General features: G+C 52.8%; 19 protein-coding genes and 1 pseudogene. 19 read left to right on the forward strand and 1 reads right to left on the reverse strand.

What is annotated here, in order from left to right:
* The first annotated feature begins 608 nt into the window (after positions 1-608).
* The 19 genes and pseudogenes from IPM21_12140 (at position 609) to IPM21_12230 (ending at position 22,509) form a co-directional block, all read left to right on the forward strand.
* Positions 609-1,505 (forward strand): oligosaccharide flippase family protein, encoded by an 897-nt coding sequence (locus tag IPM21_12140; GenBank protein ID MBK9164631.1) that lies wholly within the window; start codon positions 609-611, stop codon positions 1,503-1,505.
* A gap of 198 nt (positions 1,506-1,703) precedes the next feature.
* On the forward strand, positions 1,704-2,174 hold the full coding sequence (locus IPM21_12145) for a polysaccharide biosynthesis C-terminal domain-containing protein (protein ID MBK9164632.1): 471 nt from the start codon (positions 1,704-1,706) through the stop codon (positions 2,172-2,174).
* Between the two features lie 9 nt (positions 2,175-2,183).
* Positions 2,184-2,954: an FkbM family methyltransferase gene (locus IPM21_12150; protein ID MBK9164633.1), complete on the forward strand. Its 771-nt coding sequence runs from the start codon at positions 2,184-2,186 to the stop codon at positions 2,952-2,954.
* 21 nt (positions 2,955-2,975) lie between these two features.
* Positions 2,976-4,094, forward strand: coding sequence for a glycosyltransferase (locus tag IPM21_12155; GenBank protein ID MBK9164634.1), 1,119 nt, complete (start codon positions 2,976-2,978; stop codon positions 4,092-4,094).
* The gene (locus tag IPM21_12160) at positions 4,094-4,876 is read left to right on the forward strand and encodes a methyltransferase domain-containing protein (protein MBK9164635.1); all 783 of its coding nucleotides are present in this window, start codon (positions 4,094-4,096) and stop codon (positions 4,874-4,876) included. The genes IPM21_12155 and IPM21_12160 overlap by 1 nt, the downstream gene beginning before the upstream one ends.
* A complete protein-coding gene (locus IPM21_12165; protein ID MBK9164636.1) occupies positions 4,873-5,766 on the forward strand; it encodes a glycosyltransferase family 2 protein in 894 nt (297 codons plus the stop codon). The genes IPM21_12160 and IPM21_12165 overlap by 4 nt, the downstream gene beginning before the upstream one ends.
* Before the next feature lie 176 nt (positions 5,767-5,942).
* A complete protein-coding gene (locus IPM21_12170) occupies positions 5,943-7,115 on the forward strand; it encodes a glycosyltransferase (protein MBK9164637.1) in 1,173 nt (390 codons plus the stop codon).
* 181 nt (positions 7,116-7,296) lie between these two features.
* A complete protein-coding gene (locus tag IPM21_12175) occupies positions 7,297-8,037 on the forward strand; it encodes a class I SAM-dependent methyltransferase (GenBank protein MBK9164638.1) in 741 nt (246 codons plus the stop codon).
* Positions 8,038-8,436: 399 nt separating this feature from the next.
* Positions 8,437-9,531 carry a glycosyltransferase family 4 protein gene (locus tag IPM21_12180; protein ID MBK9164639.1) on the forward strand — a complete coding sequence of 365 codons (1,095 nt, stop codon included), beginning with the start codon at positions 8,437-8,439 and terminating at the stop codon, positions 9,529-9,531.
* Positions 9,532-9,822: 291 nt separating this feature from the next.
* A pseudogene (locus IPM21_12185) lies at positions 9,823-10,206 on the forward strand (GxxExxY protein).
* 185 nt (positions 10,207-10,391) lie between these two features.
* Positions 10,392-12,095, forward strand: a complete 1,704-nt coding sequence (locus IPM21_12190; protein MBK9164640.1) for a carbamoyltransferase — start codon at positions 10,392-10,394, stop codon at positions 12,093-12,095.
* Positions 12,096-12,107: 12 nt separating this feature from the next.
* On the forward strand, positions 12,108-13,469 hold the full coding sequence (locus IPM21_12195) for a glycosyltransferase family 39 protein (protein ID MBK9164641.1): 1,362 nt from the start codon (positions 12,108-12,110) through the stop codon (positions 13,467-13,469).
* Between the two features lie 4 nt (positions 13,470-13,473).
* A complete protein-coding gene (asnB, locus tag IPM21_12200; protein ID MBK9164642.1) occupies positions 13,474-15,360 on the forward strand; it encodes an asparagine synthase (glutamine-hydrolyzing) in 1,887 nt (628 codons plus the stop codon).
* A gap of 27 nt (positions 15,361-15,387) precedes the next feature.
* Positions 15,388-16,134 (forward strand): NTP transferase domain-containing protein, encoded by a 747-nt coding sequence (locus IPM21_12205; GenBank protein ID MBK9164643.1) that lies wholly within the window; start codon positions 15,388-15,390, stop codon positions 16,132-16,134.
* 39 nt (positions 16,135-16,173) lie between these two features.
* Positions 16,174-16,653 carry a dTDP-4-dehydrorhamnose 3,5-epimerase family protein gene (locus tag IPM21_12210; GenBank protein ID MBK9164644.1) on the forward strand — a complete coding sequence of 160 codons (480 nt, stop codon included), beginning with the start codon at positions 16,174-16,176 and terminating at the stop codon, positions 16,651-16,653.
* A 122-nt stretch (positions 16,654-16,775) separates the two neighbouring features.
* Entirely contained in the window at positions 16,776-17,999 is a 1,224-nt protein-coding gene (locus IPM21_12215) for a glycosyltransferase (GenBank protein MBK9164645.1), read from the forward strand.
* 181 nt (positions 18,000-18,180) lie between these two features.
* Complete coding sequence (locus IPM21_12220) at positions 18,181-19,836, forward strand: glycosyl transferase (GenBank protein MBK9164646.1); 1,656 nt, start codon at positions 18,181-18,183, stop codon at positions 19,834-19,836.
* 4 nt (positions 19,837-19,840) lie between these two features.
* A complete protein-coding gene (locus IPM21_12225; protein ID MBK9164647.1) occupies positions 19,841-21,112 on the forward strand; it encodes a tetratricopeptide repeat protein in 1,272 nt (423 codons plus the stop codon).
* An 11-nt stretch (positions 21,113-21,123) separates the two neighbouring features.
* Positions 21,124-22,509, forward strand: a complete 1,386-nt coding sequence (locus tag IPM21_12230) for an O-antigen ligase family protein (GenBank protein ID MBK9164648.1) — start codon at positions 21,124-21,126, stop codon at positions 22,507-22,509.
* Between the two features lie 493 nt (positions 22,510-23,002).
* Here the strand turns inward: IPM21_12230 and IPM21_12235 are convergent, their stop codons facing one another.
* Positions 23,003-25,252 carry a tetratricopeptide repeat protein gene (locus tag IPM21_12235; protein ID MBK9164649.1) on the reverse strand — a complete coding sequence of 750 codons (2,250 nt, stop codon included), beginning with the start codon at positions 25,250-25,252 and terminating at the stop codon, positions 23,003-23,005.
* Positions 25,253-25,315: the final 63 nt, after the last annotated feature.

The following is a 25,315-nucleotide window of genomic DNA, read 5'->3' on the forward strand; positions in this document are numbered from 1 at the left end:
AAGAATCCCACCTCAACACCCTCAGTGCCCTCCGTGGCAACAATTCTGTGCTTTCTGTGTCCTGATCTGTGTTTTCTGTGTTCCAGATCGAAAAAATCCGCCCGCCGGAATGAAATATCACCTTGCGCAAATGAATTCTGAGGTTGCGCAAATGAATCCTGCAATTGCGCAAATGATTTCTGAGGTTGCGCAAATGATTTTCTCGCCGCAGGAATGAATTATTAGCTTGCGCAAATGAATTATTAGCTTGAGCAAATCATTTCTGAGCTTGCAAATAAATTCTGCAATTGCAGCAAAATGAAATTCTGCAATTGCGCAAATGAATTATTGGTCTCAATAATTCATTCCTACAAGCTCAGAAATGAATCCTAGCTTTGTAGAAATGAATCCTAGCTTTCTAAAAATGAAATATAGCCTTGTAGAAATGATTCCTAGCTTTCTATAAATGAATCCTACATCTTCAGAACTCGTCCAAAGTTCTCAATAACTCATTCCCAGCCGTTAATATTTCGTTCCAAAGTCCCAAATTTCCCCATTTTCTCTCATTTTGACCGACTCACAACAAATCCAACTTGCCCACCCGCCCCGAACCACTTACACTTCTCAACGTGACGTCCAAAGACGCGAGCGAACCCGCCAAACCGCCCAAAACTCCGCCATCAACAGCCGGAATGACGACCAAGGTCGTCAAGGGCTCGCTCTGGACGCTCGCCGGCCAGGTCGCACCGCTTGCGGTCTCGCTGGTGGCGACTCCGTTCGTTATCCGGATGCTCGGGGCGGAAAGTTACGGCGTTTTGATCCTGATCGGGCTGATACCGACCTATCTTGGTTTTGCAGATTTTGGGATGTCGATGGCATCGACCAAGTTCGGTAGCGAGGCTTATGCCGAAGGCGACGAGGAAAAAGAGGCCCGCATTGTAAGAACCGCGGCGCTCATTGCCCTTATGACCTCGGTGCCGGTCGCGGCGGCATTGATGATATTTTCCTCAAAGATCATCGGGCTTTTCAACGTCCCGGAAGCTTTACAGGCCGAGGCGGCAACGGCGCTCAGGATCGCTGCCATAACTTTCGTCATGAACTTTCTCTGCGGAATATTTAACACGCCGCAGCTCGCCCGGCTCCGCATGGATCTAAATACGTTCATCAACGCCGGCTCCCGCATCCTCGGCCTGATCGCAACACCTATCGTCCTTTACCTCGGCTACGGAATAATCGGCGCCGTAACCGTCCTCCTCGCCGCCAGCCTCCTGAACCTCGCCGGGCATCTTATCGCTTCGAGAAAGCACCTGACAATGCTTTTCGGGTTCCGGATCGAACCAAGTTTGCTTCCGGCAATGGCAAAGTTTGGGTTTGGCGTGATCGCGGCGGGTGTCGCGGGACTTTTATTGGCGAATATAGAAAAGGGTGTTCTTTCGAGTCTTGCGTCGGTTAAGGAACTCGCGTTTTACTCGGTTGCGTTCATTGTCGCAAGTTCGATAACAATGTTCTCGAGCGCGATGAGCTAATCGCTGATGCCCGCGTTTTCTCAACTGAACCGAGGAGGGCAAAGTGACGGGTCGGTTAGTTTTCTTTTTTCTACGGTCGTAAGACTTAACATCATCTGGCTCCTTCCTGCTTCGGTGTTCTTGATACTCGTAGCAGAATCCTTTTTCACGATTTGGGCGGGCCCCGAGTTCGGACAGGGAAGTACGGCACCGTTTTACGTGCTTCTGATCGGTCTGGCCTTTCACGTTGTCACCTATATTCCGTTTACTCTTCTAATGGCAGGCGGACGGTCCGACCTGATCGCAAAGATATATTGGGCGGAGCTTTTTCCTTATCTTCTCTTGGTTTGGATGCTGGTCTCTCGATTTGGGGCCGTAGGTGCGGCAGCGGCATGGAGTATGAGAATCATCGCCGATTGCCTTATATTGTTGTTTGCGACAAGTAGGTTGACGGGAATCAAGTTAGAATATCTGCCCGTGGCGCGGATTCTCTTGACCGGTACAGTTTTTGCAGTTCCCGGCTTCCTAATGTTTCTTACTTCACTGCCGATCTCGGTCGTCGGGTTCGTATATCTCGTATTTGCCGTGCTTTACGGATTTCTTCTGTGGCAATTTGTTCTAACACGATCCGAGATAGACTGGCTTAGGCTTCGGATCTCCGGGCTTACTTCGTTTCGATTCAATACCTAGCGGATAAAAATGGCGACGCCAATTAAAAACGTTTTCTATGGAGCGCTCGACGCGGTAACGCTTTATCGCGGCGTTCCCCGAACGATCGGCAGCGAACGCGTGCTGTTTCCTGCAAAGTGGAGCAGGTATTATGAATCTGATTATGAGCCGGAGACGTTTCGATTTTTTAGGGCGAATCTAAAGCCGGGCGATACTGTTCTCGATATCGGCGCCCATATTGGTTTGTTTTCGGTCGTTACGTCGAGACTGGTTGGCGAGACGGGTAAGGTCTATGCATTTGAACCGACTCCGTTTACGCGAGGCGTCCTCGGTGAAGTTGTAAAGTTGAATGGCTGCGACCAAAACGTTGAGATCCGTCCCGAGGCGGTTTCGGATAAGAAAGGAACTGCCTACTTTTTCGATACTGGTACGGAGGTTTCGAATGCCAATTCACTCGTTGAAACCGGTCGCAGCAAAGAGAAGATCGAGGTCCCGATGATCTCGGTCGATCAGTTCGTTTCGGAAAGAGGCCTCACCGTCAATTGCTTGAAGATCGACGTCGAAGGAGCGGAGCTAGATCTTTTGAAAGGAGCACGGAAAGTCTTGACCGAGCAACGGCCTGTCGCGAGACTAGGTTTGCATCCGGAGTTCATGGCCGCAAATGGGCACACGCTTGAGATGATCTGGGACCTAGTTAAACATTACAGATACCGGCCCGACTACAATGGCTCAGCGATCACGAAACAGGAATTCTGTTCGCAGCCAACTCTTTTCGACGTAAACCTTTTCCCGATTCAATAAATGCCTTCGGACAAGGAAATCATGGTCTGCCAAGTTGTCTCATATTCGGCAGACTCAGAGTATCTGCGGAATCTTGGCCTTGGCCTTGCGGGAAAGGGTGTCTCGCAGCTTTGGGTAACGCTTTTCGATTCCGGAAAAGAGCAGCCTGCTTGGATCAATGAGGCAAAGAACGTGGAATATCTTTGCCTCGGCGCGAGGAGCCGATATGGCTTCCCATTTGCCGCTCTACGGTTGGCAACGAAACTCCGTCAAGGGAAGTTCAATATAGTTCAAACACATCTTTACGAAGCAAGCCTCGTCGGATTACTTGCAGGAAAATTGGCCGGGACGCATGTAAAGGTCCTGACACGCCATCATCTTGATCAAGCGCTTCTGATCGGGAAGAGCCTCCCTATTTATATCGATAAATGGGAGGCAAGAACTGCCGACCATATCGTAACTTTGGGCGGAGCAGTCAAGGAGCATTTGGTTAACCGTGAAAGCGTTGCTGACGAGAAGATCACAGTTGTTTATCAGGGATTTGATTTCAACCGCTTTTCAGCAACCGAGTTCGAGCGTTTAGAAGTTCGAAAAGAGTTTGGGGTCGGCGAGGGAGAATTTCTGATCGGCACTTTCGGGAACTTTTTTCCTACAAAGGGCCATCGATTTCTCTTGGACGCCGTATCCGTTCTGATAGAAAAATACGCGAACATTCGATTATTCTTTGTAGGGGGCGGTGGCGAAGAAAGCGGCGTCGTTGATCACGTCAGCAAGACCGGGCTCGATAGCAAAGTTATATTTGCCGGCTTCAGGAAGGATGTTGCCGCCTGTATGAAAGCCTGTGACCTTGTCGTTCATCCCTCGCTTTCGGAGGCATTTTGCCAGGTTTTGATCGAAACAATGTCGGTCGGCACTCCGCTGATCTCAACCGATGTAGGCGGAGCAAAAGAGGTCATTGAGAATGGCGTTACCGGAACTCTTGTGCCCGCGGCGGACGCGGCATCGCTCGAAACGGCGATTGAAGAGGTTTTATCAGACCGTGCTCGGGCGGAAGCAATGGCAAACGCCGGCCAGTCATTCGTGCGAAACACATTCACGCTCGAACGGATGATAGATAGGCAATACGAACTTTACTGTCAGTGGTTGGGAACGAAGACGTGATGGGAGTTTCTGAAAGATTTCAAGGAGCTAATGTGATCGATGCCGGGCGGCTTTCTCCCTATTGGGGAGAGCATGCGGCCCGATATCGATTTGCGCTTGAAATGGTCGCGGGTAAGAGAGTTCTTGATATTGCCTGCGGGACCGGCTACGGGATCGGGTTGCTTCAGCAAACTGCAAGATCGGTTTGCGGCGTTGATGTGGATGCCGAAGCGGCGGCTCAGGCCCGACTAGAATGCGGGGAAAGTTCCGCGGTGATCCTGGGGGATGGTCTTCGTCTTCCTTTTACGGATGCGAGCTTCGATGTCGTCACTTCATTTGAAACGGTAGAACATATTCATGACCGCCCGGGTTTCTTAAGGGAGTTGGAGCGAGTTCTAAGTCCCGGAGGCTTTCTTCTGCTTTCGACTCCGAATGCCCATTACACGAGACCGGTGAACGGAAAGCCCTCGAATCCTTTCCACGTCTATGAATATACGCCCGAAGAGCTCGGCGAAGAATTGCGGAAGGTTTTTATAGTTGAGGAGCATCTCGGGCAGTCGCTTGAGATCGGGAAAAGTATCTCACCGTTCTATCTCGATCAACAGAGATTGCCGCGAAAGCCCATTGTGCAGGCCAAGCTGTTTGGCTGGCGAGTGATGAATAAGTTTCCGCTCGGCCTCCGGGAAAGGCTAAGCGAGGCGATCTGGAAGCGGCCATTTTACCCGACCGAGGCAAATTACTTATTTTCGGAAGAAAAACTTGCCAAGGCACCGGTGCAGCTTGCCGTATGCCGAAAGAAATGAAGCCATTGGTTAGCGCGATCATTCCCAACTATAACTACGCCCGGTATGTTGGCGAGGCGGTCGAGAGCGCTCTCGGGCAAACCTATCCAAACATCGAGGTAATAGTTGTTGATGACGGGTCAAAGGATAACTCGCTCGAGGTTCTTGAGAAATACCGCGATCGGATAAAGATAATTGAGCAAGAGAACTCGGGGGTGTGTGTAGCCCGGAACCGCGGCGTGGCGGAATCAACCGGCGAATACATTGCATTCCTGGATGCCGATGATGTCTGGTTGCCTGAGAAGATCGAAAAGCAGGTTGACAAGTTCGAGTCTCGCGGCGATGTGGGTCTTGTTCATGTCGGTGTGATCGATATTGACGCTTCAGGAGAAGAACTGGCGACTCATTTGAACGGAATGGAAGGTGATGTTGCCGCCGAACTAATGATGTTTGAAAGTGCAGTCATTTTGGGAGGCGGGAGCGGGGTGATGATCCCGCGAGAGGCTTTCGACAAAGTCGGAGGTTTTGATGAATCGCTTTCGACTTCGGCGGACTGGGACCTTTATTTTCGCATCAGCTCCTCTTTTTCCGTGGGCTTCATAGGCGAACCGCTATTGAAGTATCGGTTACACGGCTCGAACATGCATTCAAATATTCCGCGAATGGAGAGCGAAATGCTCTCCACATATCAGAAGGTGTTTACTGAAAACGGGCGGGATGGAAAATTCGACAAAGGCAAAGCTTACGGGAGCTTGTTTCGGGTTCTTGCGGGGTCTTATTTTCGGGCGGGGAAGTATAGGGATTTTTTGCGGACGGCGGTGAAGAGTGTTTGGTATCGTCCGGCGGGGATCGGATATTTTGCGGCGTTTCCGTTGAGGAGATTTTCTAAAAATCGGATGAACACGGATTAACGCGGAAGCGCGAATTGCTAGTGCCTAGAACTTTATACATTTGTTATTTCGGGGTGCGGGAGCCTTTGGTTCAGACGCAGGTTTTGCCGTATTTGCGGGAGCTTCTCAAAGGTGAAAAAGGGAAAGAGTTTAAAGGTAAAAAAGGGGAAAAGCTAGAAGGTGTAAAAGGGAAAAGGTTGAAAAGTGAAAATGAGTTGGATGCCGAGTCTATTTTCCCCTTGAGCGTTTCGCTGCTTACGTTTGAGCCGCAGCGGGAAGGGAAAGATCTTGAGGAGTTTGAAAAGGTTCGGGCGGAGCTGGCGGCGGAGGGAATTGAGTGGGACTGGCTGCCGTATCATAAGCGGCCTTCGGCGGCGGCGACGGCCTGGGATATCTTTCGCGGGGCTTTTTATATTTGGCGAAGGATCGGGCGGTTCGATGTTCTGCATGGGCGCGTGCATGTCCCGACCCTGATGGGAGCTTTGGCCCGGAAGTTCTCACGCAAGAAGCCTAAATTGCTCTTTGATATCCGGGGATTTTTCCCTGAGGAATATACCGATGCGGGCATCTGGCCCGAGGGCGGGCTGCTTTACCGCGGTGCGAAACGTATGGAGCGTTGGCTGATGAAAGAGGCCGATGCCTTTGTCGTTCTAACCGAAAAGGCGAGAGAGATCCTTTTCCCCGAGTCGAAGGGGTCGGGGTTTGATAAGCTCGGCCGCCCGGTCGAGGTGATACCGTGTTGTGTTGATCTGGAAAGATTTGCCTCCGCGACTCCCGCGACCCGGGAAAGAAAGAGAAAAGAGCTTGGTATAGCCGACAAGAAGGTAATGGTCTATGTTGGCTCGTTCGGAGGGTGGTATCTTACGAAAGAGACGGCCGATATCTTTGGAGCCTTCCGCGAAAAGTACCCGAATGCGTATGCGATGATATTGACGCAGAGCAAGCCTGAAGTTATCGAGCCGCTTCTTCGCGAGGCCGGTTACGCGGATGGCGAGTATCTTATAACTCGTGTTCCATCAAACGAAATACCTGAGTATCTGGTTGCGGCCGACCTGGCCGTTTCTTTTATAAAGCCTTGTTATTCCAAGCAAGCTTCTTCGCCGACGAAAAACGCTGAGTACCTCGCCTGCGGGCTTCCGATTATCGCAAACATGGGCGTCGGGGATGTAGATCTGCTTATCGAGGGCTACGGCGTCGGTTCGCTGATAGAAAGGTTCGACCGCGAGTCCTATCTCGAGGCTTTTGATAAGATAAAGAGCTTAGGAGACATTTCCGCAAAATGCCGCGAAGTCGCCGATCAGGAATTCGACCTCGAAACGGTCGGCGGAATTAGATATCGGGCTGTCTACGAATCGATCAGTGGATCATGAACGCGATAGAATCAAAAAATAGATCGGACCTTTATGTTTGGACCGACCAAAGATGCCCGATCTGCGAAAAAAGCCTGACCGATTTGTGGGCAGACGCGGCGGTGTTTCGCATCGCGAGGGACTTGGCGTTGAATGTGAGATCTGGCGGTGTACGAGTTGTTCTTTGGTCTTTCCGAACCCAATGCCTTTCCCCAAAAATGGACTCGGCCAGCATTATGACGTGGACGCGGACGATTACTTTAAGGAGCACGACACCGAAGGTCGGCTTGACGGTGCGACGTCTCTTCTAGAAAGGGCGGAGAAGATACTGGGCCATAAGGGCAAACTCCTCGATGTTGGAGTAGGGCGAGGCGAAACGCTTGTCGCGGCAAAGGAATTAGGATGGGAAGTTGAGGGTGTGGAGCCTTCTGCTACTTTTGCAGATTATGCGGAGAAACGGACCGGCCTCAAAATATGGCGGGAGCCAATCGAAGATTCCTCGGTTCCAGACAATGAGTACGATGCTGTTGTTCTCGCCGCAGTGCTTGAGCATTTATACAATCCAGATGAGATAGTTGGAAGAATTTCCAGAGCGCTGAAGCCCGGCGGCCTTCTCTATATCGATGTCCCCAACGAGGCGGGGCTTTATTTCAGGATCGGCAATCTTTATCAAAAGCTTCGAGGCCGGGACTGGAGCGTGAATCTGGCACCCACGTTTTCGCCGTTCCATGTTTTTGGCTTTAGTCCGCATGCATTGAGAAAGATACTCACTAAACATGGGTTGGAACCTGAGTACTGGAACGTTTATCCGGGACAAAGTCTTGTGCCGAGCCGCGGGGGCATTGTGGGAACTGTCGAGAGCCTTTCCTCCAAGATCGTGACCGGAATCAGCAGCTTCGGTGAACTAGGGACTTACATCGAGACCTGGGCGCGGAAACGCTGATAAGTTCACGATAAGCATGTAGACTTCCGGTGAAATTCGGACAACTCTCAGATGGCTTCTAACATTGATACAAAGGTGGTTGCGGGTTTCGGGACGAGGACGCTTTCATCAGTCGGTCATGCCGAGCGCTTTTTAGTTTTCAGTTTCCTGGGAGAGCCTTCCATGCGTCGGTTTTGTCTGCTGCGGAGCGGGCGGCAGCTTGTGCACCGAGGGTCGCGAAACTGCATTTGATAGATCCGAGCGAAGCAATAGAAGTTGCCAAGAGGAATCTGGCCGGTCTTCCAAACTGAATTTCACCGGAGCCCCGTGCCGGCTCTCTTCCCCACGGGGCGGCCTCGGTGCCCGCGGGGGGGGGGGTAATTGCCGGAGCGCATTGCTGCGGTCGGTTTCAAGAGATAAATGCGAGTCTTTGCTGTCGCAAACTTTCCCAAAGAAGCGGCGGCGACGCGGTTTCGGGTTGAGCAGTTCATTCGGCCGCTTCGGGAGCGGGGAATTGAGCTTGAGCTGAGCCCTTTTCTTTCTGCGGAGCAATTTGCCGAGATGTATAAGCCGGGCGGTTCGCTCCGAAAGTCGGCCGGGATCGCCCGGAGTCTTTTTCGTAGAGCTGCGGAGGCGGGGAAGTTGCGGGACTATGATCTTCTTTTCGTCCAGCGGGAGGCGATGTTCTTTGGGCCGGAGATATTTGAGTGGCTTTTTGGCCTTGTCGGGCGGCTTCCGATGGTTCTCGATCTGGATGATGCTACTTACGTTCCATACGCGAGCCCGACATACGGCAAGCTCGGAAGTGCTTTAAAGTTCTTCGGCAAAACAGACAGGCTTATCCGCCGCTCGGCCGCAGTCACCTGCGGAAACAGGTTTATTGCCGATTATGTTTCCAGGTTGGGAACGCGGGCCGAGGTGATTCCCACGGTGGTCGATACAGAGGTTTTCCGCCCGGCTGGGAAAGAGAACGACGTCCCCGTGATTGGTTGGGTCGGCACACATTCCACATTTCCTTCGCTTGAGTCGCTCTTTCCCGTCTTTGAACGGCTTTCCACAAAGCATCAGTTTTTATTAAGGGTTGTCGGCTCCGGCAGCGATGGGATAAATATTCCCGGGGTCCGGACGGAGGTCCTGCCATGGTCGCTTGAGCGGGAGGTCGCGGATTTCTGCACGCTGGATATCGGGCTTTACCCGATAGTTGTTAGCCGCTCGGCGAGCGAGGAATGGCTCCGGGGAAAGTCGGGGTTTAAGGCGATCCAATATCTTGCGGCGGGTGTGCCATTCGTTATGTCTCCGGTCGGCATTTGTGCGGAGATCGGACGTCCGGACGAAACACACCTCAATGCCGATTCAGCGGAAGATTGGTATAATTCGCTAGATAGGCTACTCAGCGACGCAGATCTTCGCCGCAAAATAGGAAAAAGCGGCCGGGAGTATTCTCTGGAAAACTACACGATCGAAAAGCAGGCAGATAAGCTTGCAGAGGTGTTCCGAATGGCGAAGAACGGTTAACAGCGGATTTACGCAGATTTTCGCGGATTATTTTTTGATTATCTTGGTCATGGGAAGCCAAGGGATCAAAGATAATAGCCTTTCATGATCCGTGTAAATCCGCGTTGATCCGTTGTAAGATCGGCTGGCAGCGGATTCACGCAGATTTTCGCGGATTATTTTGGTTAGATTGTTGGATCTGGTTGCTTTTCGAGTGGCGAAGACGGGTTGGTCCAGCCGGCGCTTTGAATACGGTCAAACAGTTTGGTTAACTGATCCGTGTAAATTCGCGTTAATCCGTTGCATAAACATATGAGCGAAAGTTTGTTGCATGGTGATCTTACTTACAAGATCATCGGGCTAGGGATGCAGGTTCATAGTACTTTGGGGCACGGATTTCTTGAGAAGGTTTACGAAAATTCGATGGTGGTCGCTCTGCGATCGGCCGGCATCTTTGCATAGCAGCAAGTGCCGATCAAGGTCATGTTTGAAGGCGTAATTGTCGGAGATTACTTTGCGGATATTCTTGTTGAGAAAAAGGTGATCCTTGAGCTCAAAGCCTGCGACCGGATAACGGATTTTCACAAAGCTCAGGCGTTGAATTATTTGAAAGCGACCGGGATCGATCTGGCGTTGATCCTGAATTTTGGAGCAAAGAGCTTCGAGCATCACCGATTGATAAACCGGTTGAGGTAGTTAACAGCGGATTTACGCAGATTCTCACGGATTACTGTTTTTTGCGGAGCATTTCGGGATGGGTCGCCGTCTTTCCTACTCTGGCACTCAAGAGTTGGGACCCAAACGTCATAGGAACCCCAAGTTCTATTTCCAAACAATATTAATCCGTGTAAATCTGCGATAATCTGTTTTTATAGATTCTTATGTATATTTTGGGGCTTACAACTCTTGGCGATTCTGCGGCGGCGATCATTAAAGATGGGCAATTGATCGCGTCGGTCGAGGAAGAGCGTTTCTCGCGTAAAAAGCACCACGCGGGCTTTCCTTATAAGGCTATCGAATTTTGTTTGAACCAGGCCGGGATCACTTTGGCCGAGGTGGAGCACGTCGGGCATTATTGGAAGCCCTGGATACTCCGCCATAAAGCGATGCAAGCACTAAAGGCGGGACTGATCTCGCCGGCGATGTTCAAGGCAAGGGCCGATCGCGGAGTTGCTCAGGTCAGCGATAGTTATCTGGGGATGTTTAAGCATCCGAAGCGTCTTCGAGAGCATTTTGGCGCGAGCAACTTCAAGTTTCATTTTCTGGAACATCACCAAACGCACGCAGCTTCTGCTTTCTTCGTTTCGCCTTTTGATTCGGCGGCGATCCTTACCTGGGACGGAACGGGCGAAGATACGACCACGCTTTTCTGCAAGGGTAAGGGCAATAAGCTCGAGGTCCTGAAACGTATCAAGCTGCCGCACAGCCTCGGGCAATTCTATTCGGCGGTGACGAACTTTATCGGGTTTGATATGTTTGCCGGCGATGAATGGAAGGTTATGGGCCTGGCGGCCTACGGCAAGCCGAAGCATTATGACTTTTTCCGCGAAAAGGTGCTAAAGACCAATGGCAACGGTGATTTCAAATTCGATATCAAGGTTCTCGATCATCATCTGGCGAAGCATTACCAGTTTTCGGACGCAATAGTTAAGGAACTCGGGCCCGGAAGAAAGCCCGGCGAGGAACTTACCGAACACCATTGGGATATTGCCTGCTCGGCGCAGAAGGCGCTGGAAGATACGGCGATCTATCTAGTAAAGCAGATCCATGAGATGACCGGTGAGGAGAATCTTTGCCTGGCCGGCGGAGTTGCGTTCAATTCGGTAATGAATGGCCGGATATTTCACGAAACGCCGTTCAAGCGATTCTTTGTCCAGCCCGCCGCGGGCGATGCAGGTTGCTCGCTGGGAGCGGCATATTTTGTCTGGCACCAAAAGCTTGCCAAACCTCGTGATTTTGAAATGAAACATGCCTATTACGGGCCGGGTTTTTCAAATGAGGAATGCCGGGAAGCGCTTGATGCAGCCGAACTTGCATACGAGACTTTACCGGATGAGGAATTGCTTCCGCGTATTGCAAAGATGATCAGCGAAGGGGCGATCATCGGTTGGTTCAATGGCCGTATGGAGCTCGGGCCGCGGGCGCTCGGTGCCCGGAGTTTTCTTGCCGATCCGCGTCGGGCGGATATGCGCGAGATATTGAACCACAAGGTAAAGCTCAGGGAATGGTTTCGTCCGCTTGCCCCCTCAATGCAGGAAGAGCATGGCCGCGAGGTTTTTGGCGTTGAGCATCATGATCCATTTATGATCACCGTTATCGAGGTGGCCGAGGACTATAAGTCGAAGATTCCGGCCGTTGTCCACGTTGACGGGACCGCCCGGCCGCAGATGGTCAGCCGCGAGACGAATCCGCGTTATTGGAACCTGATAAATGAGTTTAAGAAGCGGACCGGAATTCCGATGCTCCTCAATACATCTTTCAACGTTCAGGAGCCGATCGTCTGCACTCCGGAGAATGCGATAAACACATTCCGGAATTCGAATTTCGACGCCCTTGTGCTTGAGAACAACCTCGTTGTCCGCTAGCGGAAGTTTTTAATGATAGCCGCCGGAAAGCTTGTCTTTTTGCTCACGTTCTTTGCACTTGTCGTGCAGGGGCTGATCTTTTTTTACGATGACCCCGATGAGCTGACCGCGCTTCCACTTGTCCTAATTCTTGGCGGCATCGCCGGTTACCTTCTTCGCGAACGAGCCAACGACCCTGACACGCATTTTCAGGCCGGCATTTTCTTTTGGGCCTTTTCCATCCGTCTCTGGATGGGGATGATAATGTACGGCTGGGACCTGAAGGAACTTTTCGGCGACGAAGACGCCTCGGGTTATGTTGCCAGTTGGGGGATGGCCAGCGCCTGGTACGAGAATGGCTTCGACGCATTTGCGTCCGATCTGGTTCGCGTTTTCTTTGAACGGCAAAATGAGGGCCAGGCGCTTATCTGGGCGATCCCCAGCTTTATTGCGGGCGGCGAGAGCCGAATGATCGTTTCCACGGTGAACAGCTTTGCCGGAGCTTTGCTGGTCATTGTCGTTTTCCGAATGACCCGGCGGGTCTTTGATTCCGCAACGGCCCGGATCGCGGCGGTACTTGTTACCTTCTGGATGTCTCACATTCTGCTCTCGGCGACCACGGCGAAAGAGATATTGGTCATCCTCGGGGAATGGTTCGTGCTTTACATGCTGATCCGTAACGCGAAGGGATTTTCGCCCAAGGATGCCATTGCTACGGTTCCCGCGTTGCTGGCCGTCTTCATAATGCGGTTCTACGCGGTCTATCTGCTGGCGGCAGCCGCTCTCTTTAGATTCCTGGTGGCGAGCAGGCAGAATATTGTCCGCAATGCGATCTTCGGCACGGTGATCGTCTCGGCCCTAATGATCTTTTTGGCTGCGGGCGGAGCGATACAAAGAGATTTCGAGCGGATAGAAAGGCTGAATGAGCGGGTTGATTCCTGGCGCGAGGGAATGGCCGTGTCCACAGGTTCGGGGGTTGAGATCTATACCGAAGGTCAGTCGACCACATTGGCAATACCGGTCGCGACCGTCTATTTCTTTTTTGCACCGTTTCCCTGGGAAGCATTCAGCGGATCGGCCCGCAACGCCTTCGGGGCTGCGGAAAATATCTTCATAATCGTAATTATCATCATCGGTTTCCCAGCACTCAGGATATTCTTCAAAGTAAAGTTTGTTGAGATGGCCCCTATATTCGCATTCTGTGTGCTTTATGCCGGTATGCATATTTGGGGGCTTTCAAATGTCGGTTTGGCGTGGCGGCATAAACAGACGATTATGCCTCTCTTCTTTATGCTCGTCGCTGTCGGCATTACTCAGAGACAGGTTGGCTGGGCTGCTCTTACGGGACGGACGCGGCGTCGCACAAAAGACCTAAGTATCGTGAGGGCAAATTAAAAGGATGTGTGGGATCGTCGGCATTGTAAATAATGGCGGCCGCGAGGCGAGCCGGGAAGTCCTTGAGAGGATGAACCGCGCCATATTTCACCGCGGGCCGGATGACGACGGTTTTTACCTGAAAGAGAATGTCGGGCTCGCGATGCGGCGGCTCGCGATCATTGATCTCGCCTCGGGAAAGCAGCCGATCTATGACGCCAGCCGCACAAAGTGGATCGTCTTTAACGGCGAGATCTATAACTATCAGGAATTGAGGCAAGAGCTTGAGGCAGATGGCGTTCATCTCTACACAAATTCAGATACCGAAGCGATCGTAAATCTATATGCGAAGTATGGTGCCGATTGCCTGAAGCGTTTGCGAGGAATGTTCGCTTTTGCGATCTGGGATGAGAGTGAAAAGGAGCTTTTCATTGCCCGCGACCGCGTCGGGAAAAAGCCGCTTCTGTATTCTCACCGTCCGAATGGCGATTTGATCTTCGGCTCCGAGTTCCTCGCACTTCTCGAACATCCTGACATTTCCCGTGAGGTCGACAACACCGCGATCGACGCCTATCTTTCTTATCTTTGCGTCCCGGCTCCCTTGACCGCCTATAAAGAGATCAGGAAGCTCGAGCCCGGCCATTGGATGAAATGGCGGGCGGGAAAGATCGAAACCTCGCGGTATTGGCTGCCCGACTTTTCGAAGAAGATCAAGATCACAGAGAGCGAAGCGATCGAGGAGACGACACGGATACTTCGCGAATCGACGAGACTCCGAATGATATCCGAGGTTCCGCTCGGTGCCTTTCTTTCCGGCGGGGTCGATTCATCGACTGTTGTTGCCCTGATGGCCGAGGAGAGTTCGCAGCCGGTCAAGACCTTTTCGATCGGCTTTGAGGAGCAGGATTTCAGCGAGCTTAAGTATGCCCGCCGTGTTGCCGAGCACGTAGGTGCCGAATATAACGAATTCATTGTCCGCCCTAATGCTCTCGATGTTATTCCGACCCTCGTTGAACATTACGGCGAGCCCTATGCCGACTCATCCGCGATCCCGACCTACTACGTAGCGAAGGAAACCCGCAGGCATGTCACTGTCGCCCTAAATGGCGATGGCGGAGATGAGAGTTTCGCGGGTTATGAGCGATATGCGGCGATGCTTGCGGCCGAGCAATATTCGAAGATACCCGGGGCTTTGAGAAAGGCGTTGATCGAGTTCCCGATCGGTCTTTATCCGACTTCGGAGATCAAAAAGTCGCGGGCGCGTGACGTCAAGCGTTTTCTCAAGGCTGCCGTTCTTCCGCGAAATGAACGTTATTTCCGCTGGATGTCTACCTTTGACCGTGAGACGAAGCCCGAGCTTTATGCCCGCGAATTTGCCGAATCGCTGAATGGGACACGAGCGTCAGATACTCTGGATCACTGGTTCGCGTCTGCCCGGGGTTCGGGGCTTCTTGATGCGGCGTTGCTAACGGACCAGATGACATATCTGCCAAACGATTTGCTCGTAAAGGTGGATATTGCGACAATGGCAAATTCACTGGAAGCTCGGTCGCCGTTTCTCGATCATAACCTGATCGAGTTTGCCGCGAGCCTGCCCGAAGGGCTTAAGATGTCGCGGCTTCGGCCGAAATATTTGCTCAAGAAGGTCGCCGAGCGGCTTGTGCCTCGTGAGGTGATTTACCGGCGAAAGATGGGATTTGGCGTCCCGGTCGGGAAATGGTTCCGCGGTGAAATGAAAGATTTTGTCCGCGAAGCCCTTCTCTCGGAAAGAGCTCTTGGCCGCGGAATAGTAAAGCCGGAGATGATGCGAAAGTATGTGGACGAGCACACCGGCGGCGAGCGCGACCATGCATTTCAGATCTGGACATTGCTGATGCTGGAACTTTGGTTTCAGCGATTTATTGATCGATAATTTCTCGGCAATTGCCGAACGAGTTTTATGAAAGGTGTAATACTTGCGGGCGGGTTAGGCTCGCGTCTTTTTCCGCTTACGAAGATAACGAACAAGCATCTTCTGCCGGTCTATAACCAGCCGATGATCTATTATCCGATCCGGACGCTGATCAATGCCGGCATCGACGACATTATGATCGTAACTGGCGGAAACTCAGCGGGTGATTTTTTAAAGCTGCTCGGTAATGGGAAAGATTTTGGACTCAAGCACGTTAACTATACTTATCAGGAAGGCGAGGGCGGCATTGCCGATGCTCTTTCATTGGTCGAGCATTTCGCTGATAAGGAACCGATCTGCGTCGTGCTTGGCGATAACATCATCGAGAAAAATATCCGTGCGGCCGCAGACGCATATCGCGAGCAAGGCAAGGGAGCGAAGATACTATTGAAGGAGGTCCACGACCCGCAACGTTTTGGTGTACCGGAACTGGATGGGCAACGCGTGCTTCGGATAGAGGAAAAGCCCGCGGAACCTAAATCGAGCTTTGCTGTTATCGGCATCTATTTCTACGACAACACGGTCTTTGACGTTATCAAGACACTTAAGCCGTCCGATCGCGGTGAGTTGGAAATAACCGATGTGAATAATCATTACATTGATCGTGGAGAGATGAGCTGGAATGAGCTCGATGGCTGGTGGACCGATGCCGGGACCTTTGAGAGCCTTTTGCGGGCGTCGAATATGGTTGCTGAAACCGGAGCGAATAACATAGGCAGCGTCTCGGCAGTCTGAGATCTTAAAAGAAAAGAAATGGCGGAAACAAAGAAAACGATGGTTGAATTCACCGAGGGCGAGATCAAGGATGTGGTCGTGTATCAGCTTAAAAAGTATCACGATGATCGCGGCTGGCTTGCCGAGCTGTTCCGGCACGATGAGCTTGCTGAGGAGTTCTTTCCGGTAATGTCCTACATTTCGTTCACAACTCCGGGAATCGCTCGCGGCCCACATGAACACGTCGACCAGGCGGACCTTTTCTGTTTCATCGGCCCGTCAACATTCAATATGCGTATGTGGGACAATCGCCCGGATTCGCCTACGTTCAACTACATGATGTCGTTCGATGCCGGTATCGACGAACCCCTGGCCGTCGTCGTGCCGAAGGGTGTTGTTCACGGCTACAAGAATATCGGCGATTCGGACGGAATGGTCATAAACTGTCCCAACCGGCTCTATATGGGCGAAGGTAAAAGGGAACCGATCGACGAAATTCGTCACGAAGACGATCCGGAAACGCCATATCGAATGGATTAAAATTCGGCAGCCGGCAGCGTGAACCCTACACAAACGTCTTGCCGCACCGCCTGCGAAGATAAAGCCGCGATGCGGTTGCCGGCTGCCGAACCCTTAAATGGCCGACGTCCTGCGCCAGTTCAATGAAAATTCTCCGAATCATCGCGAGGCTCAATGTAGGAGGCCCGGCCCGGCATGTCGTCTGGCTTACAAGGGCTCTCGAGGATGAAAACTATTCATCGCGTCTGATAGCTGGAAGCGTCCCGGAAGGCGAAGAAAGCATGGAGTACTTCGCCGAGGAGAACGGAGTCGAGCCGGTTTACCTTCGCGAGATGAGCCGGGAACTTTCGCTCCGCGACGTTATCTCGTTATTTAAGGTCTATCGCGAACTGTTGCGATTCGAACCCGACTTGATCCACACACACACGGCGAAAGCGGGCACGATCGGCAGGGCCGCAGCTTTTGCTTACAGATGGCTCACACTTTCTACGTTGGTCGGGCGGCCAAGACGAGTGAGGATGGTTCACACATTTCACGGCCACGTTTTTCATAGCTACTACGGTGCGGCGAAAACATCCCTTTTTCTCTTCATTGAACGGGTTCTTGCAAGGTTTGCGACCGATCGGATCGTCGTCATCAGCCGGCAGCAGCTTGAAGAGATAAACACTACTTTCAAGGTCGGCAAACCCAAGCAATTCAAGGTGATCCCGCTCGGGATCGATCTTGAGCCGTTCGATGTGACGCTAGACGCACGTTCCGCTATCCGATCCGAATGGAAGGTCGCCGACGATCAACTGCTTTTCGGTTTCGTTGGCCGGCTTACGGAGATAAAGAACATCCCGCTATTGATCGAGGCTATGGGACGCCTAATGACGACGGACGCATCCCTATCGGAAAAGATGAAGTTCGTTATCGTCGGCGATGGGCAACTGCGACCAGAATTGGAAGGACTTGTGAATGATGCTGGTTTGGACAACGAGATCATCTTTGCGGGAAACCGGACTGATATTCCTGCGGTGTATTCTGCTCTTGACGCCGTAGTTCTGACATCGCTGAATGAAGGAACGCCGCTTTCGCTGATCGAGGCGATGGCCGCAGGCAAACCTGTCATTTCTTCGATGGTCGGCGGTGTTGCGGATCTCTTAGGTGCATTCGAGGACGACCTCGACGGTTTTCATCGATACGAGCGTGGACTCGGTTTTGCCTCGGGGGACGCCAAAGGGTTAGAAATGTGCTTGAACTATTTGGGGAATAATGAAAAATTACGTAATGAGCTCGGGCAAAATGGTAAGGTCTTTGTTAGAAAATTTTATTCGAAGGAACGGCTGATCGACGACGTAAAGGCTCTTTACCGTGAGCTTGTTTGAACGTCTCAACATTGATTTTTAGTCTCTTAGCGTGCTCGAAATATTAAGGAATCCAGTTGCGGCAGGCTTGACCGGGTTTGCGTGCGCCGTGCTTTTTACGGGTGCAGTGCGGTCGTTTGCCTGGCGTTTCGGCTTCGTCGCAAAACCTAAGTCCGACAGGTGGCACAAGCGGCCGACCGCGATGTTGGGTGGTGTAGCGATCTTCGCTGCAGTAGTTCTTGTCGATCTCTTGATCGTTCCCCTGTCTACTGATTCACTGGTGATCCTGTCGGCGAGTACCTTCCTTTTTTTGGTCGGGCATTTAGATGATCAGCTAAACATAAAGCCGTATCAAAAGCTGATCGGACAACTGATCGGGGCGTCGATCGTTGTAGGCTTCGGCATGCGTCTCCCTTTGACGGGTATGGAGCTCGTTGATATCTGGATCACGGTGTTCTGGCTGGTCGGTATCACAAATGCCATCAATCTTCTCGACAATATGGACGGCCTTGCCGCCGGGATCGCCGCCATTGCCGCCATTTCGCTGGCATACGGACTCGCCGCGAACGGGCAAACGGCTGAGGCTGCATTGGTCGCGGTGTTTGTTGGTGCGTTGGCCGGCTTCCTGGTCTTTAACTTCAATCCGGCGTCCATTTTTATGGGCGATTCCGGATCGATGTTCGTAGGATTTTTTCTCGCAAGCTCCGTGCTTCTGAGCGACACCGGCGGGCGTTCCCGAGGGATCCTAACTATCCTAGCGGTTCCGGTGCTGATCCTTTTCGTCCCGATCTTTGACACAACATTCGTAACGCTTCTGCGAAAGCTTTGGGGCCGGAAGGCCTCGCAGGGTGGCAGAGACCACACCTCGCATCGGTTGGTCGCACTGGGACTTACGGAGAGGTCGGCCGTGCTGATGCTGTGGGCGTTTGCGGTCGCTGCGGGTATTTTGGCCTTATTGGTCAGCCAGCTGAGCACCTCGCAGAGCCTTGCCCTTATCGCTGTCTTCACGATCGTCCTAACGATAATCGGTGTCTACCTTTCAAAGGTCAAGGTTTATGATGAGCGGCAAGAAGAACTGGCATCTCAGAACAATGCGGTCTTCGCTTTCCTTGTCGATGTTTCTTACAAAAGGCGGGTCTTTGAGGTATTCCTCGATGCGATCTTGATCACACTCTCATATTACGCGGCCTACGTGTTGATATTCGGGAGTTTTGAGACAAGCGGAAACTGGGACCTTTTTATTCAATCGCTACCGCTGCTTGTCGTATTGAAGCTATTTGCGTTTCTCGCTTTTGGCGTTTACCGCGGCCTTTGGCGATATACGAGCATCTCGGATCTATTTACATTCGCAAAGGGTGTCATTGCGGGGTCTGCTTTTAGTGTCCTTGCCGTACTCCTGCTCTATCGGTTCGAGGGGTACTCACGAGCGGTCTTCGTGTTAGACGCGATCGTTCTTCTATCTGCGGTTGTTGGAAGTCGGTTAGCGTTCCGCCTTATTCGCGAGGTGTTGCCCGTACCCCATTCGAACGAAGGCCGTCGAGCGCTGATTTACGGAGCAGGCGACGGCGGCGAGATGGTCTTGCGCGAACTCAGGAACAACGCAGAATTGGGTTACATACCGGTCGGGTTCATCGATGATGATGATCGAAAACATGGCAAGGTAATCAGTTCACTAAAGGTCTTTAATGCAGATGAATCTCTCACCGAAATCTGCGAGAACCTTAATGTTGAGGAAATCGTGATTTCGTTCCGTGACCCTGATGCCGAAAGGCTTATGGCTATTCGCGAGTTTTGCCGCGACAACAACATAGCCTTAAAACGTGCGCATCTGCGAATTGACCCGGTGGAGTTTGAATAGCCTTATGCACTCATTACCACTGGATTCGCTTTTCAAGAAGCTCGCCGCCGCCGCGGGGGTGTTTGCGATCTCGGTCTTCCTTCTCCTTGGGCTCAATTGGGGCGTTAGTAATTCGGCTGCGACACGAGCCGAAAGCCGCGAACTGGCCGATGCGCTGGTCGGCTGGTCTTCACTTGACCCGCAAACCCATTTTGCGTCTGCCGTGTTCGCGGCTCGAGATCTGAGCGAAGAGGCAAAAAAGGCATCGCTCGCAGGATTTGAGAACGCGGTCGCGCTTGCTCCGAGGAACTATTTGCTCTGGATCGAATACGGACGGGCACTTGAACGTGCCGGAGAGCCGGACCGTGCCTCGCAGGCGTTTGATCGGGCGGCCGAGCTTGCACCGAGCTATTCCGCCGTGGCCTGGGCACGGGGCAATTTTCTTGTTCGGCAGGGCAGAGCCGATGCGGGCTTTTTGGAGATCAGGCGGGCGGTGAAGGGTAATTCGAGCTACGCCACGGCCGCGGCCCAGCTTGCGTGGGTAACGGCGGGGCTCGACGTAGAACGTGCTATTCAGCTCGCCGGAGGTGAGCCTGCACTCTCTGCAGCACTTGCTCTCGTGGTCGCCCGCTCGGGAAATTTGGACGCGGCGGTCAGGCTTTGGCAGGCGGTTCCAGCCGACCAGCGAAAAGTCGAAACGAAGGACATCGGCCTTCAACTCGCGCGACTTTTTCTCGACAAAATGCGCGTTCGGGACGCTCGAAATTTTGAGGCAGAGGCTCTCGGTAAAGAGCCTTCCCGCACCTTCGGTCAGCCAACTGACCCGGGGTTCGAGGAGTTTGTTGGGACAGAAAACACCGCACTATTCGCGTGGAAGATCGGCGGCGGGACCAATCCATCGATCAATCTTTTTGATACCGTAAAGCGATCGGGGCGGTTCAGCCTTTTTCTGCGATTCGCGGGTGCCGGAGATCAACAATCGCTGCGTCAGCTCTCACAGACGGTCGCGGTAGAGCCGGGCGTTTCGTACCGCTTTAAGTACCACTATCGAGCGGAGCTTACAACGAACCCGGAAATTCGCTGGTCGGTCGCGGCAATATCAACAAAAGCGTTACTCGGGACTGGGCCGCCGCTAAATTCGAGTACTGAATGGGCAGAAGGCGGGTTTCGGTTCACCGTGCCTGGCGATACCGATGGAGTAGTTATCACCTTGAGCCGCGATGCATGCACCGGTACGCCGTGCAGAACCGAAGGCAATCTTTGGCTCGACGATGTGGAACTAATACGCGAAAACTAAGCTAACGATCAATGAACTCGCTGGCAAACTCAGAGGTCTTGGATTCACGCTCTTCGCAGGCGGTATTTCTTTTGCTGCTCGCCGTGCCTATTCTCGCGACCATCTTCTACGGAGCGGTGGACCAGGCGGCTCAGGGCCTGCTCGCACTTGCGAGCGTCGTTATCCTTCTTCTCTGGGCAGTAAGCAGTTTCAAGCATGGAAGCATCATTTATTCGCAGAATTGGCTTCAAGTCCCGCTGCTCGCCCTGATTGTTTTGGGGCTGATCCAGTTGATCCCGTTTGGTAATTCCGGAGCACCGCCGGGCGTGATGTCGGTAAGTCCGTCGTCGGCCCTTTCTTACGATCCCTTTGCAACGCGGATGTTCATCATTCGAATTGTTGCCTTGCTGATATTCTTTTCAGCGGCCCTGATCTTTCTTCGCAGCTCGCGACGAATTCGGGCCGCGGCAAGAACAATTATCGTCTTTGGTGCGTTGATGGCATTTGTCGGGACGCTGCAATGGCTCGCAAAGCCTGACGCAATTTACGGCCTTCGGCCGACGCCGCAGGCGATCCCATTTGGTTCTTTCGTGAATCAACATCATTTCGCGGCGTTCATGGAAATGACCATCGGGCTCGGACTTGGCGTGGCCTTCGGCGGCGGAACGAAAAGAAGTATGTTGCCGCTGATCGGCACCGGCCTGGTACTGATGCTGATCGCCATAGTGCTTACAGGGTCACGCGGCGGCGTTCTTAGCACCGGTGTTGTATTCATCACAGCACTTGCGGCTACTTATTTTTCTAGGAGACGGGTAAAGGACAAAGAAGGCGTTTCGAATGCCCGCCGAGTGACTTTGATCGGGCTTGTAGCAACCTCTTTGGGGGCGGTGCTGCTTCTTACAATAGTGATAGCGATCGGTGGGGCAGACAACCTTCTCCGAGGCATCGGATTCGGAACGGCTTCAGAAGACCCGACCAGCGGACGGCTTCATTTTTGGAGCGCCGCACTTGAGATCTTTCAGGCGAATCCTCTGATCGGTGCGGGGCTTGATGCATTCGGGAATGCCTTTCCCCTTTATGATTCGAGAAACGGCCTGTTTCGGGTAGAGCAGGCTCACAACGACTACCTGCAAATGCTTGCAGATGGCGGCTTGATCGGATTTACCGCCACGGTCGTATTTATCTGGATACTCGTGAAGACGTGTGTTCGGAGTATTCGATCAGCCTCCGAAGGATTTGAGCGGTCTGTCGCTATCGGAGCATTTGCCGGGATGGTTGGCATTCTCACCCACAGTTTTGTCGATTTTCCGCTTAGGACGACCTCGAATGCCTATGTTTTTCTATTGCTAGCGGCACTTGTTGTCATTGTCGGAGATCCTACCTGGAAGCGGGACAAACTCGCAAAGCCAAAGATCTAACGAACACTGACGCTGATCAGTTTGTCTCCGCACGAAGTGGAAAAGAGCACCTGAAAAATTCCTTTGCGATCGGTCAGCGACCGGATCACGAAGTACGCTCGGCCCGAGAGCCCGGCGATCGCTGCTTCACGGCGAACCTCGACATCGTCAGGATTGCTCGAGCGAGCTTCGATAGTGCCGTCGCCGCCCTCAAAAGAAACTAGCAGGCCAATACTTCCGCCTGCTTCTCCGTCCTCTCTTCCAGGGTCTGTTCTAATTTGGGAATCGAGACTTCTTCCTTTTCGACCGGGTCCGACGCCAGTTCTCGAACTTCCGTTTTAGAAGTGGTGGCCTCTTCCTTGGCCCCAGCGGATGGGTTCTTTCGCCCAACCTCGATCACGATCGGCTCGAAAGGGCTTGAGGGCTTTCGCCGGTTCGACTTGTACCGGCTTATCACTTGCAGGGGTTTCATTGGCTTCGGCGTTCTCTGGTTTCGCAGCGGGTTTCTCGTCCGTTACATCTGCGGGCTTGTCCTCGGGTTTCTCGGCAGGTTTTTCGGCAGGCTGTTTCGCACTTCGGCCTTTGTAGGTTCGGCCTTTTCTTCGGGTTTTGTTTCAACCGGCGTTGTCGCTGCCTGTTCCGCAGGCGCCGTCGGCTTTTCTTCTGGAACTACCGGAGGCGTAGTGGGTTTCTGCTCCTCAGGCGCTTTTTCCTCTGCTTTGGTCTCGGCAGTCGCCGTTACGTCTTTCTTTTCGGTCTCCGATTCGGGGAAAGGATTCGGGCCGATCCGGGCCTCAAGGCCATCGAGTGAGCCGTTCACCTGCTGATAGACGCTCCGGATCGACGTGTATTTGAAATAATCGGGCCGGGTCTGGTCGTAGCCGGCAATGAAGTGTTCGAGAGCTTCGTCTTGCTTTCCATCTGCGGAAAGGGCTTCGCCGAGCCGCCATTTGCTCGAACGCCACCAGGCACTATCGGGCGGAAGAACGCTGATCGCACGCTGAAGCCGTACAGCCGCGTCGGCATACTTGCCCTCGCGGAAAAGAGCCCAGCCGGCGAGTTCTTCGATTCGTCCGCGCATGATTGCAGAAAGAGTTTGCCGTGGAACATCAGGTACGAGTAAGTACTCGTTACGAATAAAGGCGATGCGGCGGCTTTCGTAAAGTTCGCTGGCCATTACGGCCGCTGATGGATTCGAGACGGTAAGGGCGGTATCCGTCTGGTCTGTTGCAGAAGCGATAAGTTCGAGTGCTTTGCCGGTGCCGAGTCCTTTTTCGAGCATAAGCGACGCCGCAAAAAGCTCCCGGTGGGCCCGCATCTTGTCATCGCCGGAAATAAATCGTCCGAGTGATTCGGCATCGAGTGAACCGGAATCTTCATCGTTCAACTTATCGTAAAAAGCCGTCAGAGCCGCAAGCCTCGCCGCCCTTTCGGTATCTGAAATTGAATTTGGAGCAAAAATACTTGCACGACGCTCGTCCCTCAGAAGTTCGGGAAAGTTGTTCGCCGTTCGCCCGACGCGGCCGCCTAATCTAGTCGAGACCTCTCCGTTAGCGGCCTCAAAGACGCCGCTCATCTCCTCCGCCGCTTCACGGAAGAAACCGGCATCCATTCGAACCAAAGCTATCTCGTAATTGAGCGACGGAAAATTGCCATATTGTTTCGCTCGGGCGAGTGCCTTTTCTGCATCGAGCGGCCGATTCGACAGCGAATGTGCTCGGGCGAGAGCGATGTAGCTCCATACGTAACGCGGCTGTATCTCGATCGAATCCTCCGCAAACTCGATGGCTTTTTCGGGAAGGCCATTGGTCGCGTACCAATATGCGGCAGCCGTGAGCAAGCTAAAATTCTCAGGCGAAAGAGCGATCGCCCGGTCAAGTTCCGCCTCTGCCGCAGACCGCTCGCCAGTCTCGTAAAGGGCCATGGCCAAACCAGCTCGGGCCTGTGCGTTGTTCTCATCCGCTTCGAGAATGCCCTGATAGAGCAAGAGAGCTTCTTTGGCCTTTCCATTGGCCCGCAGAAGATCGGCAAGTTCCCGCTTGATATCGGTTGCTTCGGGATCAAGCTCCGCAGCCCTGCGCTGAGCCGACTCGGCGGCGTCAAGATCAAAATTCAAACGATGTGCGAGAGCGAGAGCTCGGAACGCGGCAGCCGCCGGCGGTTCGATCGATGAAGCCGTTTCGGATAGCCGCACCGCATCTGCGCCGTTCTCTATCGAGGTATGAAAGACAACCAGCGCCAATAACCGATCGACCCTGTCGCCAGCGTGTGCCTCCAGCAAGCGAGCTGTTTCAAGAGCCGCATTTGCTTCAGACTTGAGCAACAGGCTGCCCGGGATGCGGATAAGAATTTCGGCGAATAAGCGATCCGATGCCGGGGACGGAGTTTCCGCTATCGATTCGCGAAATAGTTCAATCGCGGCCTCTTTCTCTCCTGATTCGTACGCCTGATCAGCGAGAGCGGCTCGAGATGCGGCGGCAAGTTCGAGGGCCTGTATACGGAGTTCGGGTTCGAGCCCTTCTTCTTTTGCAAACGCGCTGAGTGCTTCGATCCGTTCCTTTAGATCGGTGATCGACGCGATACCAGCCAACCGCTCGCTCGCAGGTGGCGTTGGAGCGGGAGAAGGTGTCGGGCTCGGTTTCGTAGTTGGGCCTTGGATGTCGGAGCTCGACTCCATGTTTACAACGCTCAAAGCGGTCTGCCGCTCGGCATACGCAACACCACCGATCGACAGCAAAAGAAGTAATACTGAGAAACGCTTCATATAAATCGCCGCTTAAGCTTCCGATTCTATCACGGAATTGCCTTTGTCCTTCGACCGCTTTAT

It is taken from the genome of Acidobacteriota bacterium, assembly GCA_016716435.1.
Lineage (GTDB): Bacteria > Acidobacteriota > Blastocatellia > Pyrinomonadales > Pyrinomonadaceae > OLB17.

Coding starts and splice junctions, on each gene's coding strand:
- IPM21_12150 (MBK9164633.1), top strand. CDS start 2,184: ATGGCGACGCCAATTAAAAACGTTTTCTATGGAGCGCTCGACGCGGTA.
- IPM21_12155 (MBK9164634.1), top strand. CDS start 2,976: ATGGTCTGCCAAGTTGTCTCATATTCGGCAGACTCAGAGTATCTGCGG.
- IPM21_12160 (MBK9164635.1), top strand. CDS start 4,094: ATGGGAGTTTCTGAAAGATTTCAAGGAGCTAATGTGATCGATGCCGGG.
- IPM21_12165 (MBK9164636.1), top strand. CDS start 4,873: ATGAAGCCATTGGTTAGCGCGATCATTCCCAACTATAACTACGCCCGG.
- IPM21_12175 (MBK9164638.1), top strand. CDS start 7,297: ATGCCTTTCCCCAAAAATGGACTCGGCCAGCATTATGACGTGGACGCG.
- IPM21_12180 (MBK9164639.1), top strand. CDS start 8,437: ATGCGAGTCTTTGCTGTCGCAAACTTTCCCAAAGAAGCGGCGGCGACG.
- IPM21_12190 (MBK9164640.1), top strand. CDS start 10,392: ATGTATATTTTGGGGCTTACAACTCTTGGCGATTCTGCGGCGGCGATC.
- IPM21_12195 (MBK9164641.1), top strand. CDS start 12,108: ATGATAGCCGCCGGAAAGCTTGTCTTTTTGCTCACGTTCTTTGCACTT.
- asnB (MBK9164642.1), top strand. CDS start 13,474: ATGTGTGGGATCGTCGGCATTGTAAATAATGGCGGCCGCGAGGCGAGC.
- IPM21_12205 (MBK9164643.1), top strand. CDS start 15,388: ATGAAAGGTGTAATACTTGCGGGCGGGTTAGGCTCGCGTCTTTTTCCG.
- IPM21_12210 (MBK9164644.1), top strand. CDS start 16,174: ATGGTTGAATTCACCGAGGGCGAGATCAAGGATGTGGTCGTGTATCAG.
- IPM21_12215 (MBK9164645.1), top strand. CDS start 16,776: ATGAAAATTCTCCGAATCATCGCGAGGCTCAATGTAGGAGGCCCGGCC.
- IPM21_12220 (MBK9164646.1), top strand. CDS start 18,181: ATGTTGGGTGGTGTAGCGATCTTCGCTGCAGTAGTTCTTGTCGATCTC.
- IPM21_12225 (MBK9164647.1), top strand. CDS start 19,841: ATGCACTCATTACCACTGGATTCGCTTTTCAAGAAGCTCGCCGCCGCC.
- IPM21_12230 (MBK9164648.1), top strand. CDS start 21,124: ATGAACTCGCTGGCAAACTCAGAGGTCTTGGATTCACGCTCTTCGCAG.
- IPM21_12235 (MBK9164649.1), bottom strand. CDS start 25,252: ATGAAGCGTTTCTCAGTATTACTTCTTTTGCTGTCGATCGGTGGTGTT.